Annotated in this window: 17 protein-coding genes; 8 read left to right on the top strand and 9 right to left on the bottom strand. The window is 67.0% G+C overall.

All coding sequences use genetic code 11. The annotated features are described in order from the left end of the window. The first annotated feature begins 1 nt into the window (after window position 1). Both L0U85_RS00575 and L0U85_RS00570 read left to right on the top strand, forming a co-directional pair. A complete protein-coding gene (locus L0U85_RS00575) occupies window positions 2–571 on the top strand; it encodes a hypothetical protein (RefSeq protein ID WP_241375661.1) in 570 nt (189 codons plus the stop codon). Further along, on the top strand, window positions 568–1,701 hold the full coding sequence (locus L0U85_RS00570; protein WP_241375660.1) for a M23 family metallopeptidase: 1,134 nt from the start codon (window positions 568–570) through the stop codon (window positions 1,699–1,701). The genes L0U85_RS00575 and L0U85_RS00570 overlap by 4 nt, the downstream gene beginning before the upstream one ends. 239 nt (window positions 1,702–1,940) lie before the next feature. Here the strand turns inward: L0U85_RS00570 and L0U85_RS00565 are convergent, their stop codons facing one another. After that, window positions 1,941–2,453, bottom strand: coding sequence for an NUDIX hydrolase (locus L0U85_RS00565; RefSeq protein ID WP_241375659.1), 513 nt, complete (start codon window positions 2,451–2,453; stop codon window positions 1,941–1,943). 237 nt (window positions 2,454–2,690) lie between these two features. Beyond that, complete coding sequence (locus L0U85_RS00560; RefSeq protein WP_241375658.1) at window positions 2,691–3,587, bottom strand: hypothetical protein; 897 nt, start codon at window positions 3,585–3,587, stop codon at window positions 2,691–2,693. 629 nt (window positions 3,588–4,216) lie between these two features. On the opposite strand from L0U85_RS00560, the gene L0U85_RS00555 reads away from it, so the two are divergent. Then, window positions 4,217–5,065, top strand: coding sequence for a hypothetical protein (locus L0U85_RS00555; RefSeq protein WP_241375657.1), 849 nt, complete (start codon window positions 4,217–4,219; stop codon window positions 5,063–5,065). Continuing rightward, window positions 5,062–5,427 carry a hypothetical protein gene (locus tag L0U85_RS00550; RefSeq protein WP_241375656.1) on the top strand — a complete coding sequence of 122 codons (366 nt, stop codon included), beginning with the start codon at window positions 5,062–5,064 and terminating at the stop codon, window positions 5,425–5,427. Before L0U85_RS00555 ends, L0U85_RS00550 begins: the two co-directional genes overlap by 4 nt. 169 nt (window positions 5,428–5,596) lie before the next feature. Here L0U85_RS00550 and L0U85_RS00545 read toward each other — a convergent pair whose 3' ends face one another. Together L0U85_RS00545 and L0U85_RS00540 are read right to left on the bottom strand one after the other, a co-directional pair. Continuing rightward, window positions 5,597–5,764: a hypothetical protein gene (locus L0U85_RS00545; RefSeq protein ID WP_241375655.1), complete on the bottom strand. Its 168-nt coding sequence runs from the start codon at window positions 5,762–5,764 to the stop codon at window positions 5,597–5,599. 153 nt (window positions 5,765–5,917) lie between these two features. Beyond that, window positions 5,918–6,856 (bottom strand): NAD(P)-dependent alcohol dehydrogenase, encoded by a 939-nt coding sequence (locus tag L0U85_RS00540; RefSeq protein ID WP_241375797.1) that lies wholly within the window; start codon window positions 6,854–6,856, stop codon window positions 5,918–5,920. A 127-nt stretch (window positions 6,857–6,983) separates the two neighbouring features. Between L0U85_RS00540 and L0U85_RS00535 the strand changes: the two genes are divergently transcribed. From L0U85_RS00535 to L0U85_RS00525, 3 genes are read left to right on the top strand one after another with little or no spacing between them, the layout of a single operon-like run. After that, window positions 6,984–7,640 (top strand): DUF2306 domain-containing protein, encoded by a 657-nt coding sequence (locus L0U85_RS00535; protein WP_241375654.1) that lies wholly within the window; start codon window positions 6,984–6,986, stop codon window positions 7,638–7,640. A gap of 14 nt (window positions 7,641–7,654) precedes the next feature. Continuing rightward, window positions 7,655–8,776, top strand: coding sequence for a histidine kinase (locus L0U85_RS00530; protein WP_241375653.1), 1,122 nt, complete (start codon window positions 7,655–7,657; stop codon window positions 8,774–8,776). Further along, window positions 8,773–9,453: a response regulator transcription factor gene (locus tag L0U85_RS00525; RefSeq protein ID WP_241375652.1), complete on the top strand. Its 681-nt coding sequence runs from the start codon at window positions 8,773–8,775 to the stop codon at window positions 9,451–9,453. The genes L0U85_RS00530 and L0U85_RS00525 overlap by 4 nt, the downstream gene beginning before the upstream one ends. Window positions 9,454–9,487: 34 nt before the next feature. On the opposite strand, the gene L0U85_RS00520 is transcribed toward L0U85_RS00525, so the two are convergent. Genes L0U85_RS00520 through L0U85_RS00505 form a run of 4 tightly spaced genes read right to left on the bottom strand, consistent with a single transcriptional unit; the run spans window position 9,488 to window position 12,462 of the window. Further along, window positions 9,488–10,672: a hypothetical protein gene (locus L0U85_RS00520; RefSeq protein ID WP_241375651.1), complete on the bottom strand. Its 1,185-nt coding sequence runs from the start codon at window positions 10,670–10,672 to the stop codon at window positions 9,488–9,490. After that, window positions 10,669–10,998 (bottom strand): type VII secretion target, encoded by a 330-nt coding sequence (locus L0U85_RS00515; RefSeq protein ID WP_241375650.1) that lies wholly within the window; start codon window positions 10,996–10,998, stop codon window positions 10,669–10,671. Before L0U85_RS00515 ends, L0U85_RS00520 begins: the two co-directional genes overlap by 4 nt. 4 nt (window positions 10,999–11,002) lie before the next feature. Next, window positions 11,003–11,386 carry a YbaB/EbfC family nucleoid-associated protein gene (locus tag L0U85_RS00510; RefSeq protein WP_241375649.1) on the bottom strand — a complete coding sequence of 128 codons (384 nt, stop codon included), beginning with the start codon at window positions 11,384–11,386 and terminating at the stop codon, window positions 11,003–11,005. Continuing rightward, window positions 11,383–12,462 (bottom strand): carboxypeptidase-like regulatory domain-containing protein, encoded by a 1,080-nt coding sequence (locus L0U85_RS00505; RefSeq protein ID WP_241375648.1) that lies wholly within the window; start codon window positions 12,460–12,462, stop codon window positions 11,383–11,385. Before L0U85_RS00505 ends, L0U85_RS00510 begins: the two co-directional genes overlap by 4 nt. Before the next feature lie 315 nt (window positions 12,463–12,777). On the opposite strand from L0U85_RS00505, the gene L0U85_RS00500 reads away from it, so the two are divergent. Further along, window positions 12,778–13,656, top strand: coding sequence for a class I SAM-dependent methyltransferase (locus L0U85_RS00500; RefSeq protein ID WP_241375647.1), 879 nt, complete (start codon window positions 12,778–12,780; stop codon window positions 13,654–13,656). A gap of 108 nt (window positions 13,657–13,764) precedes the next feature. Here L0U85_RS00500 and L0U85_RS00495 read toward each other — a convergent pair whose 3' ends face one another. Next, window positions 13,765–14,103, bottom strand: a complete 339-nt coding sequence (locus L0U85_RS00495) for a YciI family protein (protein WP_241375646.1) — start codon at window positions 14,101–14,103, stop codon at window positions 13,765–13,767. Between the last annotated feature and the right edge of the window lie 166 nt (window positions 14,104–14,269).

Raw genomic sequence — 14,269 nt, 5'->3', positions numbered from 1 at the left:
CATGCGCACGGCGTTGCGGATCATCTTCTCCCGATACGGCATCGTCGTGATCATCGTGCTGCTCGTGGTCGGGGCGCTCGCCTTGACCCAGGGGCGCGAGGACTTTCCGCTGAGTTCGGGCGGATCGGACGACGGGTCCTCCGCCTCCGACTCTCCGTCGCAGGAGCTCACGGTCGACGACGGCATCACCGTTCCCGAATGCGAGGGAGACGAGTGCGATGGGGACGACTCGCCGCTCCATGATCCCTATGAGGACGAGGGGCTTCCCGACGAGGCCGTGGAAAAGGCTCTCGAATTCGCCGAGGCGTGGATCGGCGGGGAGGGCAAGGACGCCAACTCCTGGTTCCAGAGCATGCAGCCGTACTTGACCGAGAAGGCCGCCGAGTTGATGCGAGGCGTCGACCCCTCGGGAGTGCCCGCCGCCGAGATCACCGGTGAGGCCGAGACCGACGGCGGTGAAGTCCTCATCCCGATGGACACCGGCACGCTGATCCTCACGATGATCGAGGGCGACAACTCGTGGGCCTCGCAGGCGTGGCTGGTGTCGGCGATCGACTGGGAGGCCGCATGACGACGCTGGAGTCTCCGAGGCGCCCACGCTGGTGGCGGCGCTGGATGTGGGGCGTCGCGCTGGTGTCGGTGTGCTGCCTCGGCGCGGCCGGCGTGGTGATCCAGTTGCTCGCCGACCAGTCGGACGATGACAACGGCGGCAACCAGATGATGCTGGCCGGCTGCGGCAACAACGTGATGGTGGATCCCGACGCGGACCTGCCGTCCGTCGGTGTCTGGAGCGAGGATCAGGTCTACAACGCGGCGATCATCGTCTCGGTCGGCCAGGAATTGGAGATCCCGGCGCGCGGCTGGATCGTCGCCGTGGCCACGGCGATGCAGGAATCGCGACTGACGAACCTGGGACACCTCGGCGACCGGAACGACCACGACTCCCTCGGCCTCTTCCAGCAGCGGCCGTCCTCGGGCTGGGGGACGCCCGAGCAGATCCAGGATCCGGTCTACGCAGCGACCAAGTTCTACGAGAAGCTCAAGACGATCGACGGCTGGGAGGGCATGGCGCTTACCGAGGCCGCTCAGCGCGTGCAGATCTCGGCGTATCCGTTCGCGTATGCGAAGCACGAGCCCGATGCCACGGACATCGTGAACACGCTGACAGGGGGCGGCGGCAGGTCCTCGGCGGTGAACGTGAGCCTCGGCGAATGCGCGGGGCCGGGCGAACTTTCGGCGGCGGGCTGGATCATCCCCGTGCAGGGACCGATCTGGTCCGGTTTCCGGACGGCGGCACGCCCGACCCACCAGGGCGTCGACATCGGCGCGCCCCGGGACACACCGGTCGTGGCGGCTTCCAGCGGGACGGTCATCACCTCGGAGTGCAATGCCTTCGGACCGGACGGAAGCCCCTATTCGTGCGATGTGGACGGATCGCCGTCGGTCGCCGGATGCGGCTGGTACATCAATATCCTGCACGCTGGCGATTACCTGACCCGCTACTGCCACTTCAGTTCTCGACCTTTGGTCAAGGAGGGAGACGTAGTCCGGGCGGGCCAGATCCTCGGATACGTCGGCTCTTCAGGCCGCTCTTCGGGGCCGCACCTGCACTACGAGGTGCACCTGAACGGAGACCGGTCCTCCGAGGGCGCGGTCGACCCGGTCGCGTTCATGAGCAATGTCGGCGCTCCATTGGAGTGAAATCGTCGAGTGTAGGTTCTCATCAGGACTATCGGTGCCGCATTGCCAAATCGGTAGAGGTGGCGGTTCCGCCAGGCTGTTGAGATTGCCGTCGTCTTCCCGCGCGGAAACCGCTATGAGCAGATGCGGCCCACCGAACCCGGCGAACAGGCCTGGCTTACCTCAAGCAGCCCGAGATCCGTCGCCTGCTCGTTCGGAATGCCGAACCCATCCCCAAACGGAGACTGGCCCGCTAGCGCTCAGCCCGGCACGACCCTGACTGAAAACGGTCCTTCCCGATCCATATGCCAGAACCAACTCTTCGCGCCCGCGGCCTGCGGACCGGTCATCAAGTAATCGACCAGCGGATCCACTTGCGGCCCACTCCCGAACGCGCGCACACGCTCAACTGCCATCTCCCGAGAGAGGAACTCCGCCACCATAATCTGATCGTCCGGGTCCCGCGGCGCCAGCTCACCGTCGAACTCGAGCACTTCATGGGTCAATACCAGCGCGGTGCCCGGATGCCGATGCGTCCGATGCTGCGTGACGAACGCCAAGGGACCCACGTCGCGAACCCGCAGACCGGTCTCTTCGGCGACTTCACGGACAAGCGCATCGATCACCAACTCCCCCGACTCCACCTGGCCGCCCGGCAGACCCCACCGTTCGGGACCTCCTGCGTCACCGCGCTCCTGGACCAGCAGGACCCGACCTTCGGACCAGATCACAGCCGCTGTCAGCAAAAGCACCGGACCCGGGGTACTGACCACAATGTCCTCCTTACGCGCACAAACTCGACGACGACCAGGACTCACGACCTTACCGACAAGCCAAGATCTGCGAAGAAGCGGCGATCGCACCGTAGGAGTGTGCGACCACGTGGCCAGGCTTACGGGTCGTTGGACTTGTCGATGCGGCCTGCAACGGCCATGCTTCATGGCCGGAGCGGCCCGCTCCGTGCGGTTCGGATGATCGTCCTCCGCGGAGGCTCGGTCTGAGAACCTATATCAGTCTGAAGTCTCCAGCAGCGCTTCCCCTCCGGATAGAGCTGCGGCGCAATCGCCTTCCACAGTGACTTCGAAGGAAAAGGTTTCGACTGCTCGGCCGGAACTGAGCTCTACGCTCATCGGCACCACGGTCGAACCAGTGGACGTGACCGGGTCACCATCGAAGCTCTGGATCGCGCTGGCCTCGCCGAAGAGCACTTCCCAGTCAGAGAGAGCGTCACTCAGTTCCCGCGGCTCGACCCCTTCGTACTCCCTGCACTGGTGGCCGGCAGCGGCCTCGATGTTGCGGGCGACGAAGACCGCGCTCAGATACCGTGCGGCCAGCTCTTGCGGATCACCGGCCGATCCGGGCTCGTCCTGCTCCTGTTCGTGCCGAACCGCTTGAGTCACGCAGAAGTCGCCATCGGACTCTTTGACGGTGACTGAAAAGGACTCTTCGCGGAAGGAATTCCCTGCTATATAAGAGATCGTCGCATCGACCTCGGCCCCTTGAGCCGTCATTTCCGGCAGTTCGGTCTTGACCTCCGTCTCAGGATAGCTTCCTAGCTCCTCTTCATAGAAGGCACGCAGCTCGACGAGATCGGCCGGCTTCACTCCCGGCGAGGCTCCGTCGCAGAGGACCTGCTCCGCGCGGTCTACGTCGTCGTCACTACCGAAGCGCAGGTAGCGTGAGGCGGCGTTGATCTCGTCGGTGGCGGGCTGGTCGCGGACATCGGTGGCGGCGGAGCTTCCGCCGGAGGCGAAGCCGGGGGCGATCCAGGCGCCGCCGAGCAGCACCACGGTCCAGACGCCGGCCATCGAGACGACCCGGCCCCAGTTCCTCGGCGGGTCGCCGAAGTCCGGCCCGTCGTCATCGACCGGCTGAAACCTGAACCTGCGCTTCGTGCCTTCGCCCACGATGACTACCGTACCGAAGCCCGGTCCCGCGCGCTCAGCTCGACCGCATGCGATCCGAGAACCGCCGTCTCAAGCTTGGTGGCACCCTAACCGCCTGAAGCCATGCTTCATGACCGACATCTCCAGTTCCGCCCCTGAACCCGAAATCGGATCTGGCCTCCAGCGCTGTCGCTGCAGCAGTCGCCGTACGAACCCACTTCAGGACTATCCAGCATGCCTGGGACGGGTAGGGCCGCCGTGGTGCTCCTGTGGATTCTGTTCGGTCCGAGCATCTGCGGCGGTCTCGTCACCACTTACGGTCGCCTTCCCTTGCATTCGATTGAACCTGCTCTCGGAAGTTCTGCCCCGGTGAACAACAGGGGACAACATGAGAGTTTGTCTGATGAGCTCAATAGACATGGGGGCCAATGAGGTTCACCGAGCAAGCGAAATGTGACGCCAGAGACGCTAGACGGTTTTGGTTGGTTGGCGTGTCATTGCTTGAAAGCACTAGTACAGGTGTGTAACGCTTTTGTGCACGCGCAGTGCGCGGACTCCAAGACCAACTGAATACGGAAGCGGCGGGCCGCCCTTCAAACGCCAATCTGACCGGCGGCCCGCCAACCCAAACCATCGGAAGGAAACCCTCCATGGTCTCTGTCAGCGTACGTCAAGAACGCCCCGAGGCGGTAGAGCGAAACTCGTACGACTACCCGCATCCCGACAACCCCGGCTTGAGTGAAGTCCCAGGCCAGGGGTACTTCGACTGGGCGGGCCGCCGCCTGTTCCTTCCCGACGGCTCACCCGATCCGGCTACGCCTGGTGCGTACCGGTATCAAACGCGTCCGGACCTGTGCGATGTTGAAGCGCCGGACTCTGATCCGGCTTCGCCGCGTTACGAACCGCCGCACCTGCGGCACCAGCCGGGTGATACCTGGATCATCGATGCCAACCGCCCCCACGACCCGGAGGACACGGGTCCGTACGGGACGCCGGGTTGGCGTCAGGACCGGCGCACCGGCCGCCATCGTCGCGGGGAGTTGCCCGATCCGATTCCCCCGTGGGAGAAAGAGCCCGATCCGGTCGCCGAGGCAAGGCCGAGCCCGGCCCCGAGCTGTCGCCGGGTCTTGAGCGAAGAAGACCTCGGCGGCGAAGAGCCGTACCGGTTCTCGAACCTGCGCGAGGATGCCTGGGACCGGTGGCTGGTCGACTCCGAGCCGCTCGCCGCCGCCCATAAGTCCACATTTTCGGCGACTGAACGCGAATGCGGGCGCACGATCGCGGCCCTGCTCCGTCTCGTCTGGTGGATCGTCGTGGTACTCAAGGGGCCAGAGGCAGCAGCACCCTCAGACCCGCCGGCCAACACGAACCCGGTCGACATGCGGCACGTCCCGGCCAACAGGCCCAGCCCGCACCCCAGGTCCGAAGCGCCCTACGTCCTCCAGTGGGAGCGGCACTTCGACCAACTCCACCCGGCATCGGGAGGCGGTGTCCGGTGAGCCGCTCCCGCCGCACGCCACGACAAGTCCGCCGCCGATACTTCGTCGCGCTCACCGCGCTGCCTGTCCTTGCCGAGGCTGTTGAGAGCACCGATCCAGATGGGCTTCCGGTCCTCGCCGTCGAGACCATCGGAGGCCGAACGCTCCGATTCGCCACGCTCCCAGCCCAGCCACGGCTCCGCGTCACCTTTGCCGACATCGAACCGGCAGTCCTCGGATCGATCATCGGCCTCGACGGCGACCGCCCGGAGTTGCGGGTCGCAACACCCGTCCATATGGATTGGAGCGCAACACACTCCTCTGCAATCGCCGACACCGCTGCCCGCATCTGGGCCGCCCACCAGCGCGCTTGCGACCGCTGAACTGCTGACGGGCCGGGGCTTCGCCCCGGCCCGCGCGGTCGACAAGCCGCTTGGCATTCCAGTTGGGTCGTATCAGTTTGTCCAGCGCGATGTCAGGGCCTGCTCTACCAGTATCATGCCTGGTCACAGGCTCGCATACGAGTGGTAGGGCGGGCGAGGTTCCACAGCCTCACAACTGATCTCCGGCTGCAACGTGCGCAGGAGGGTGTGTCCCGCCGCCGTCCTTCGGGTCGTCCTCGCAGGTGCGTTGGCTCTCGGCCATGTTGTTGGGGATCAGCAGCGCTTCGGCAGCACGCTCGGGATGCTCGAGACTGAGCCAGCCGTCGCCCGTGAACACGCCGTCGGACTCCTGCCACGCTTCAAAGGAGTATACGGTCGCACAAGTCAGCGCTACCCGATCTGTGTCTACTGCACACGCGTCCAGCCGACGTCCGACAGAGACTCGCCGTTGTATACGAACCGGTAGGCGAAGTTGACCCGGTCGCCCTCTTCAGGCAGCTGGGGGTGGGGTCGAGGATACGGTGATGCTCACGTTTCCCCTCTTGTGTCCCTTATCGACGTATCGGTGCGCCTCGACGATCTCCTCCATCGGGTACGTCCGGTCGATGACTGGTCGCAGGTGGCCCCGTTCGATCAGGTCTTTCAAGTGCAACAGGTCGGCATACTCGATCTTCGGGAGGCGGGAGTTGTTCACGAAGACGCCACCTTGTTTCAGGATTCGTCGACAACGCGCCGCACTGGTCTTCATCACGGCGTCGTACACGATGTCGTACCTGTTCGCAGTCCGGGTGAAGTCCTCTTCGGTGTAGTCGATGACCTCGTCGGCGCCGAGGGAGACGACCAGGTCACGGTTCCCGGTGCCGCAGACGGCGGTGACTTCCGCACCGTGGTGCTTGGCGAGCTGGACGGCGTACGTTCCCAAACTGCCGGAGGCGCCGTTGATCAGGATCTTGTGGCCTTGACCGACCCGCGCTTTCTGGAGGTTCTTCAGCGCGGTGAGTCCTCCCGCAGGTACGGCGGCCGCCTCCTCATGGGTCAGGTTCGCGGGCTTCGGCGCCACCAGCCCCGTCCGTTGGACACGGCCGTTGTCCACGGCGGGCAGGCACCGGTACTCGGCATATCCGCCCAGCCCGAACCCGGTGAACGCGAACACCTCGTCGCCCGCCGTGAAAGACGTGACGTTCTGCCCGACGGCTTCGACGACACCGGACAACTCCAGTCCGAGCACGAGGTTCTTCTTCGGTGCGAAAAGTCCGTAGACCAGCCTCGCCAAGAACGGGTCCGCCCTCCTGATCCGGGTGTCACCGACATGCGCCGTCGTCGCCAACACCTTGACCAGCACGTCGCCGGCCGCAGGCTCCGGCTTGTCAACCTCTCGCAGCGCGAGGCCCTCGGGCGGCCCGTATCGCTCGCACACAACCGCTTTCATCTCCACCGGAGCCTCTCCTCGATCCACGAGAATGGACACTCACCCTATCCGCATCGCGACAGGCCGCAGCGAGACATTCGGCCACATGGCCGAAGCGCCCGAACGTCGCGGCCAGCAGGATCACGGTATGGACCTTTCTCGGAACCCTCCTCGCCGCGAGTGGCTGATCGCTGCCGGCCTCATCCTGCTCGCCCTCGTTCCCGCCCTCGCCGGGATGATGCGTATCGGCGAGATCGCCACCGGCGCAGCGGAGACGACCGCCAACTCCCGATTCCTGCGAATGCCGCTGCCGGTCGTCCTGCACATCACCGGCGCGCTCGTCTACTCGATCGTCGGAGCCTTCCAATTCCTCCCCGGACTGCGGCTGCGGCACAACGCCTGGCATCGCTTCGCCGGGCGGTACCTGCTTGTACCGGCCGGGCTCACAGTGGCCGCAAGCGGGGTGTGGATGACCGCGTTCTACGACATGCCTCCCTCCGACGGCGTCGCGCTCGCGGTCTCGCGATACATCGTCGGCGCGCTCATGATCGCCTTCATCGCGCTGGGGGTCGCGGCGATCGCCCGGCGGGACGTCGCCGCGCATGGGCCGTGGATGATCCGCGCCTACGCCCTGGCGATGGGCGCGGGCACCCAAGTGCTCACATCGGGCCCGTTCCTGCTGATCTTCGGAGAACCCGACGTCTTCTGGCGCTTCGCGCAGATGAGCGCCGGTTGGCTCATCAATGCCGCCGTGGCGGAATGGGTAATCGCCCGTCGGCACCGACCCGCGCTGAGCGCGACATGAGTAGCATCCCGAGCGTGCGATGGTTGATCAGGTCCGTGTGGTCTCGTCCGGCCGCCGCGGGCGCGGACGGCCCGAAGCCGCGGGATGCCGTGCTCGTGATCGCGCTGGCCGCGACGACCGTCCTCGAAAGCACCGTCCGTTCGGACCTGTCTTGGCCGTTCGCGACCACAGTCCTGACGCTCGCACTCCTGGCGGGACTGCCGTGGCGACGTTCTCGACCGCTCATCGTCGTGGCGGCCACGACACTCACGACGTCGGGATTCGAGATCGCCCAGGCCGCTGCGGGAGTAGAACCGAACGCGCTCGTGACGATGTTCGCGCTGCTCGCGGTTCCCTATGCCGTGTTCCGCTGGGGATCGGGGCGGGCTCGTATCGCAGGCGGCGCGGTTCTCGCAGCCGGCCTTGCGCTCTCGATCGCGCTCGGCGGTGACGGGCTCCCCGGTGCCGTCGCCGGGGTCGCGATCGTCGGAGTTACGTGTCTGATCGGTGCGCTGCGGCGCGAGCGTGTGGAGTCACGCGTACGGGAGTTCGAGGCCGTCCGCGCGTCCGAACGCGAGGCTCTAGCCCGCGACCTGCACGACACCGTTGCGCACCACGCCTCGGCCATCGTGATCCGCGCGCAGGCGGCGGCCGCCGACCCGCGCGACACGGCACGCGTAGCGGAGTCCCTCGGTGTCATAGAGAGCGAAGCGCAGACGGTCCTCGCCGACATGCGCGCGCTCGTGGGCACCCTCCGCGCTTCCGCCGACTACGCTCCCTCCGCGGGACTCGCCGAGCTGGCCGGCCTCGCCGACCCCGGCCCGCCGAGCGTCACCGTGCGGGTCGACGCGCCGGACTCGCCGTCTGCCGTCGTCGCGTCGAGCCTGTTCCGGATCGCGCAGGAGGGCGTCACGAACGCGCGCCGACACGCCCGGGCCGCCAAGGCGATCGACGTCGCCGTCACCGTCGGCCCGGAAGTCGCACGCATCGTCGTCCACGACGACGGCGCCCCCGCACGCCCGGCCTCGGGCGAGGGGCATGGGCTGAGGGGGATGTCGGAGAGGGCGGCGCTCCTGGGCGGGGACGTCGCCGCTGGCCCGGACTCGGCCGGAGGCTGGACGCTGCGCGCGACGATCCCGGTCAGAGGTGCGGCATGATCCGGGTGGTGGTCGCCGACGACCAGGAGAGCGTGCGCACGGGTCTTCGCATGCTGCTGGAGACGCTGCCGGACATCGAGGTCGTCGGCGAGGCCGCAGACGGCGTGGCGGCCGTCGAGCTCGCACGAAGTCTCCGGCCCGACGTCGCGCTCCTTGACATCCGGATGCCCCGACTCGACGGCATCGAGGTGACCTCCCTGCTCGCGGGCCAGGGTGTCGCCGATCCGATCGCGGTCGTCGTCATCACCACTTTCGACCTCGACGAGTACGTTCACGGCGCGCTTCGCGCCGGTGCCAAGGGATTCCTGCTGAAGGACGCCGGGCCGCAGCTGATCGGCGAAAGCCTACGGGCCGCGGCGAACGGCGACGCCCTCATCTCGCCCAGGATCACGGTCCGGCTGCTCGAAGAGTTCTCACGCCCGCGTCGGCAGGTCCGGCAGCCGGTCTCGCCGCTCACCGCCCGAGAGGAGGACGTGCTCGCGCTGCTGGCCGTCGGACTGACGAACGTCGAGATCGGTGAGCGGATCTTCCTCTCGCTCGGAACGGTCAAGACGCATATCGGCGGCATCCTGGCCAAGCTCGACCTGCGCAACCGAGTCGAGGCCGCGATGTGGGCGTATGAGACGGGCCGGGCGCGCTCCGAAGCCCCGGACGACACGCGCCCCGGCCGACGCTGACGCCTCCGGACCGCGCCATTCCGACAGGAGGACCTCAGATGCGCTCGGTGGTCGATTCCTCCGCGTCCTGGCCCGATTCGCCGGCGGCGTAGTTGTTCTTCATGCCGCCGAGGAAGCCGCGCAGACCGGTGGCGCCGGTGCCACCCGCGACTTCGGCCAAGTACGCCAGGCCGGAACCGTTCTCGCCCCACTTGAGACCGTTGTCCCAGACGTTCTTGACCGAACCGTAGGCGTCCCCCACATCGTCCGCGATCGAGGTCGGCCCGCCGACGCGGCCGTAGCCGGGGATGTACGGCTGGGGAAGGTTGTACCCGCCGTTGAAGTTGAACATGTCCCCTTTGAGCACCGGGAACCTGTCCTTAAGCTTGTCGAAGGGGATGTCGAGCGCCCTCATGTTGTTCGCGATACCTCCCGCCAACTCGTCGGCCATCTGCGACACGCTGCGGATCATCTTGCCGAAGGCGTTGTCGGCGTGCTTGATCTGGCTCAGCGCCTCCGCGACCTTCGCCAGGCCCTTGGAGACCTTGGTGCCGATCTTCGCGGAAGTCTGGATCGCGCTGGTGATCGTCATCGCGATCCCGGCGCCGATGGAGCCGCCGAAGGACCACGCGGCGTTGGCGAGGGCCGCCAGGCCGATCATGATCGCGCGGGAGACGAATTCACAGAGCAGCTCCAGCACAATGGCCTTGAGCGTCGAGACGATGATGCCGATGACCATGTAGCACTGGGACACCGCCTGGGCCGCGGACGCGGTCCCGTCGAGCAGCTCCGAATAGGCCGCTCCGACCGACTTGTAGGCGTCCGCCGCGTCGCCCTTCCAGCCCTCCACCTCGGCCATCATCTCGGCCACCGAACCGCTGGAGGCCTGGAGCCCGCCGGCGATGTTCGACCAGGTCTCGGTGAGCGCGGAGATCGCGTTCGGGTCGCCGGTGAACCACTCGAGCGGCTCGCGAAGGAAGTCGACGTGCTCGATGAGGAAGCCGACTCCGGCCATGACCAGTTCTTTGAACGGGTTGAGCGCGAAGGCGAGCACATCGAGGCCGGCCACCGCGCCGTCGATGGCGAAATTAGACCAGTCCCAATCCTCGCTGCCGGCGGCGGAGAGGTCCGTCCCGACGTTGGTCAGGCTTTCGGCGAAACGGCTGCCCGCGAGCGGCGCGGGGTCCGACAAGCCGTCCCCGTCACCGTCATTGCTGACATAGAAGGCGTTGTCGCTCATTCCATCGCCTCCGCGATCTTGTCGAAGTCCTCGGCGATCGCGGAGTCGATGCTGTCATAGACGGCGGCGGTGCCCGCCACGGCCTCGGCGAGCGCGTCGTTGAAGCCGATCGCGGCGTCCATCGCGCTCTTCGCGTTCCAGGTGACGAGCTCCATGGCGGGGACGGCGATGGGGCTGATGATGGCGCCGTAACTCTCGTTGAATCCGCCGCCCTCGGCCATATCGGCCGCCGCGCGGCATTCCTTGACGACCCCGCCGACGACGCTGGCGATGTTCGCGCCATGCTGCGCCAGCGTCTCGGGTTCGACGTCGATTCCCTGTCCCATGTGCCTACCTTTCGTTCAGCCGGGTCGCGTTGCGGTACACGGACATCGTCTCGGAGTCCGCGCCGAGGACCGACTCCATCACCGAGTCCAGATTCTGCACAGCCTGCTGCATGGCGTTCCGGTACGTCTCCAGGACCGTCTGGCGCAGCGTCTCGGCGGCCATGCGGCGCACCTCCGGAGTGAACCGAATGTCCTCGAGTCCACCGGAGACGTTGACGGTCACGGACACTTCGCTGTCAGGGGACTCCGCCGTGGCATGGGCCTCGGCCATCGCGGCCTGCAGGTCCTGGGCGCGCTCCTGCATGGCACGGTTCCGCTGCTGGAAGGCTTCGAAGTAGGCCTCCGGGTCCTCGAAGATCGACGGCCGGCTCGAATTGCGGTCACTCATGACGGCGAGACTAACTCACCGCGACGAACCCGCTCGTGGAAGAGGCTGTGGTGAAACCGTTCATCCGTCTGGCCGTCCAGCGGCCTGCGCGGAAGGCGGCGCTTGCGGAAGCCGATCAGATTGCCGTCGATGCCGTAGGCGCGGGCCTCCGATTCGAAACCAGTCAGGCGCAGCGAGTAGATGTCGTTCTCGTAGTGCTGGATGACCGTGCCGTTGAGGCGAAGGTGCGTGACCCATCCCGGCTTGACCTCGACCGTGTCGTCCCAGGTGACGAAGCGGTCGTCGTCGCAGGCGCGCTCGCCTTCGCCTTGGCGCGGAGCGGCGAGCTCGACCTCGTGCGCGCCCTGCGGCAGCGGAATCCACCAGCGTCCCCAGGAGAGATGAAGGTCCGATCCGCCGATCACGACGGTCGGATCGGGCATCCAGGGCCGGTGACCGGTCACCTCGGGTTCGCCGTAATGTTCGAGCAGGTACCAGTCGATGCTCTCGTTCCTGTCGATGCGCTGCCAGACGACCTCCCAGGTCAAGTCGAGCAGCACACCGCCTCCGTGCGGTGTCGCATCGGCGATCTTCGAGGCCGTCATCGGCAACTCGTACACGCTCGGGCCACCGGTGTCCCGAGGCTCGACAGCGATCCGCTCCTGCTGGCGCCGATGGCGTTTCGATCGCCGCATGGTGCCGACGTGGTGGACGGTCATGGCCGCCCACAAGGCGAGGACGAGCAGACCGAACGCGCCGCCCGCGATGAGCCTCTCCCGATCGGTGTCCACCAGCCCCGGAACGAGCGCGCCGATGAGGCAGCCCGGGAGCGCGACGATCAGCAACGCGATCGCGACGGCGAGCGGTCCGTAGAACACCGCCGTCCAGTACCGGATCCGGCGCGCGAACCGGTCGGGCTCCAGCGGCAGTTCGACGTCCGCGGAAGGCCAGGCGCGATCCGGGTGCGAGTCGAGGGCCACGGTCTCGCCCTCGGCGACCGTCACCGTCCACCAGCCGGCGAAGCCCCCGGCCTGGACGGAGCAGCGGTAGTCGCCGGGCGGCAGTCGCACCCAGGCGGTCCCTACCCCCTGCGCCACCGGTCGGGAGTCGACCATCAGCACGGGCACGCCGGGAAGCGGGAACCGACGCACCGCGGCGTGCCCTCGGGGCTGCCCGCTGTTCAGCGGTCTGTCCGCCCTGGTCGCTTTTCGCAGACGTACCTTCAAAAGCCCGTAGCCGCTGCCGACGCGGTCCGGAGGCCGTCCGGTGACGACGTGGAAAGGCGATTCGGGGTGCGAGGAGACCTCCGGATTCGGCGTCGTACTCAGCGCTCTTCTCCTGCCTCGTCGGGGTGGCACCGATTGTAAACTCGCGGCCCCGCGACCGGCCCCGACGCTGGTAGGTTCGGCACCATGGCACACGTTTCGTCCCATGAGTCCAGCGCGGTGATCGACTTCGGCGAAGAGGCCGAGCGGTTCCGCGAGCACGCCGACGACAAGGCCGAAGGGGAGCGGCGCGCGGCCGCCCGGATCTCCCGGGAGAGCGACGCCGTCATCGTCGACGTCGGCTGCGGAGCCGGGGGCATGGCCCTGGCGCTCGCCGCGTCGCACCCTGGTGCGCGCGTGATCGCCGTCGATGCCGAGCAAGCCCTGGTCGACCTGGCCCGGGAACGAGCCGAGGACGCGGGGCTGGCGGTCGAGACCGCCGTGTCCAATATCGACGAACCCGAGCGTCTGGCCAAGGCCGTCGGCGCGCCCGCTGATCTCGTCTGGGCCGGGCACGTCCTGCACCACGCCGCCGATCAGCAAGCGGCGCTTGACACACTGGCCGGTCTCCTCGCCACGGGCGGGCGGCTCGCCATCGGCGAGGGCGGCGTGGCCTCGCAGTTCCTGCCCTGGAATGTCGGCATCGGCCGTCCGGGCCTGGAACTGCGCCTGGCCGAGGCCGGGTCGCGACGCATGGAGGCCGAGAACCTCGAACACAGGGCCGAACCCATGCCGTACGGCTGGAACCTGGCTCTAGAGCGGGCGGGACTGGCCGAAGTCAGCGTGATCAACGACGTCACCGCGCTGCCCGCCCCGCTCGAAGGCGAAGCCCTGAAGCGGGCGCTGCACGTCCTGTCGTCGCGGGTCGGCTGGTTCGAGGACTTCATCGACGCCGAGGACCAGGTCGTCTGGGAGACCCTGCTCGACGAGGACAGCCCGCACTGGCTCGGCAGACGCCGCGACCTCCACCACCTGGAGATCCAGTCGATCTACATGGGAGTCAGCCCTGGCTCGAGTGATGGATGACGCCGCCGGAGCCGGGAGCCGCCGGAAGAGCCCCGAAACGAGAGACAGTCATGCGGCGGCCAGTGGGGCCCGTAGCGAGACTCCCCGAGGAGACCTGACCGAGCGCGTTCACATTCCGGGCATCGGTTGTGATTCGTGGACTTCGATCACACACCCACCGGACATCTGCAGGTGCGGGTGGGATCTCGCCAGATCCACCGCAGCATCACGGCTGTCGGCTTCGAGAATGGTGTAGCCGACGACATCACTAGTGCTCGGCTGCGTGTCTCCGCTCGCGTCGACGCGTGTGCCTCCCGCGAGCGGTGTCCCGAAGTCCACCAGCCCCTTGCCGACCCGCTGACTCCATGCAATCCACTGCCGCATTACCTCCTCCATCTGCTCCGGGTCCGGTGGGGCGGCGTCGGCGGGCGGCGTCGGTGCGTGGTAAATGTAGACGAACTTCGGCATGTTGACCTCTCTCTACGGATGACTGAGTCACCTGGACTGATCGCGGGGCGCGAAGTTCGGCCGAGTTGCCGCCGGTCAACTACTGGCGAACTGCGTCTGACACCGGCCGGGCGGCTTTCTCTGCCACGATAGATTTCCTGGCGCTCTCCAACCTGGGATTCGTGAA

Source organism: Glycomyces sp. L485 (genome assembly GCF_022548875.1).
In the GTDB taxonomy this organism is placed as follows: domain Bacteria; phylum Actinomycetota; class Actinomycetes; order Mycobacteriales; family Micromonosporaceae; genus Glycomyces.
The sequence above is the reverse complement of the archived record's forward strand: the minus strand, read 5'-3'. Positions and strand labels throughout refer to the sequence as shown.

What these genes read in the sequence shown, in the direction of transcription:
- L0U85_RS00495 (WP_241375646.1), bottom strand. Translation starts at nt 14,103, where the DNA reads ATGCCGAAGTTCGTCTACATTTACCACGCACCGACGCCGCCCGCCGAC.
- L0U85_RS00575 (WP_241375661.1), top strand. Translation starts at nt 2, where the DNA reads ATGCGCACGGCGTTGCGGATCATCTTCTCCCGATACGGCATCGTCGTG.
- L0U85_RS00515 (WP_241375650.1), bottom strand. Translation starts at nt 10,998, where the DNA reads ATGGGACAGGGAATCGACGTCGAACCCGAGACGCTGGCGCAGCATGGC.
- L0U85_RS00570 (WP_241375660.1), top strand. Translation starts at nt 568, where the DNA reads ATGACGACGCTGGAGTCTCCGAGGCGCCCACGCTGGTGGCGGCGCTGG.
- L0U85_RS00520 (WP_241375651.1), bottom strand. Translation starts at nt 10,672, where the DNA reads ATGAGCGACAACGCCTTCTATGTCAGCAATGACGGTGACGGGGACGGC.
- L0U85_RS00525 (WP_241375652.1), top strand. Translation starts at nt 8,773, where the DNA reads ATGATCCGGGTGGTGGTCGCCGACGACCAGGAGAGCGTGCGCACGGGT.
- L0U85_RS00500 (WP_241375647.1), top strand. Translation starts at nt 12,778, where the DNA reads ATGGCACACGTTTCGTCCCATGAGTCCAGCGCGGTGATCGACTTCGGC.
- L0U85_RS00535 (WP_241375654.1), top strand. Translation starts at nt 6,984, where the DNA reads ATGGACCTTTCTCGGAACCCTCCTCGCCGCGAGTGGCTGATCGCTGCC.
- L0U85_RS00540 (WP_241375797.1), bottom strand. Translation starts at nt 6,856, where the DNA reads ATGAAAGCGGTTGTGTGCGAGCGATACGGGCCGCCCGAGGGCCTCGCG.
- L0U85_RS00510 (WP_241375649.1), bottom strand. Translation starts at nt 11,386, where the DNA reads ATGAGTGACCGCAATTCGAGCCGGCCGTCGATCTTCGAGGACCCGGAG.
- L0U85_RS00555 (WP_241375657.1), top strand. Translation starts at nt 4,217, where the DNA reads ATGGTCTCTGTCAGCGTACGTCAAGAACGCCCCGAGGCGGTAGAGCGA.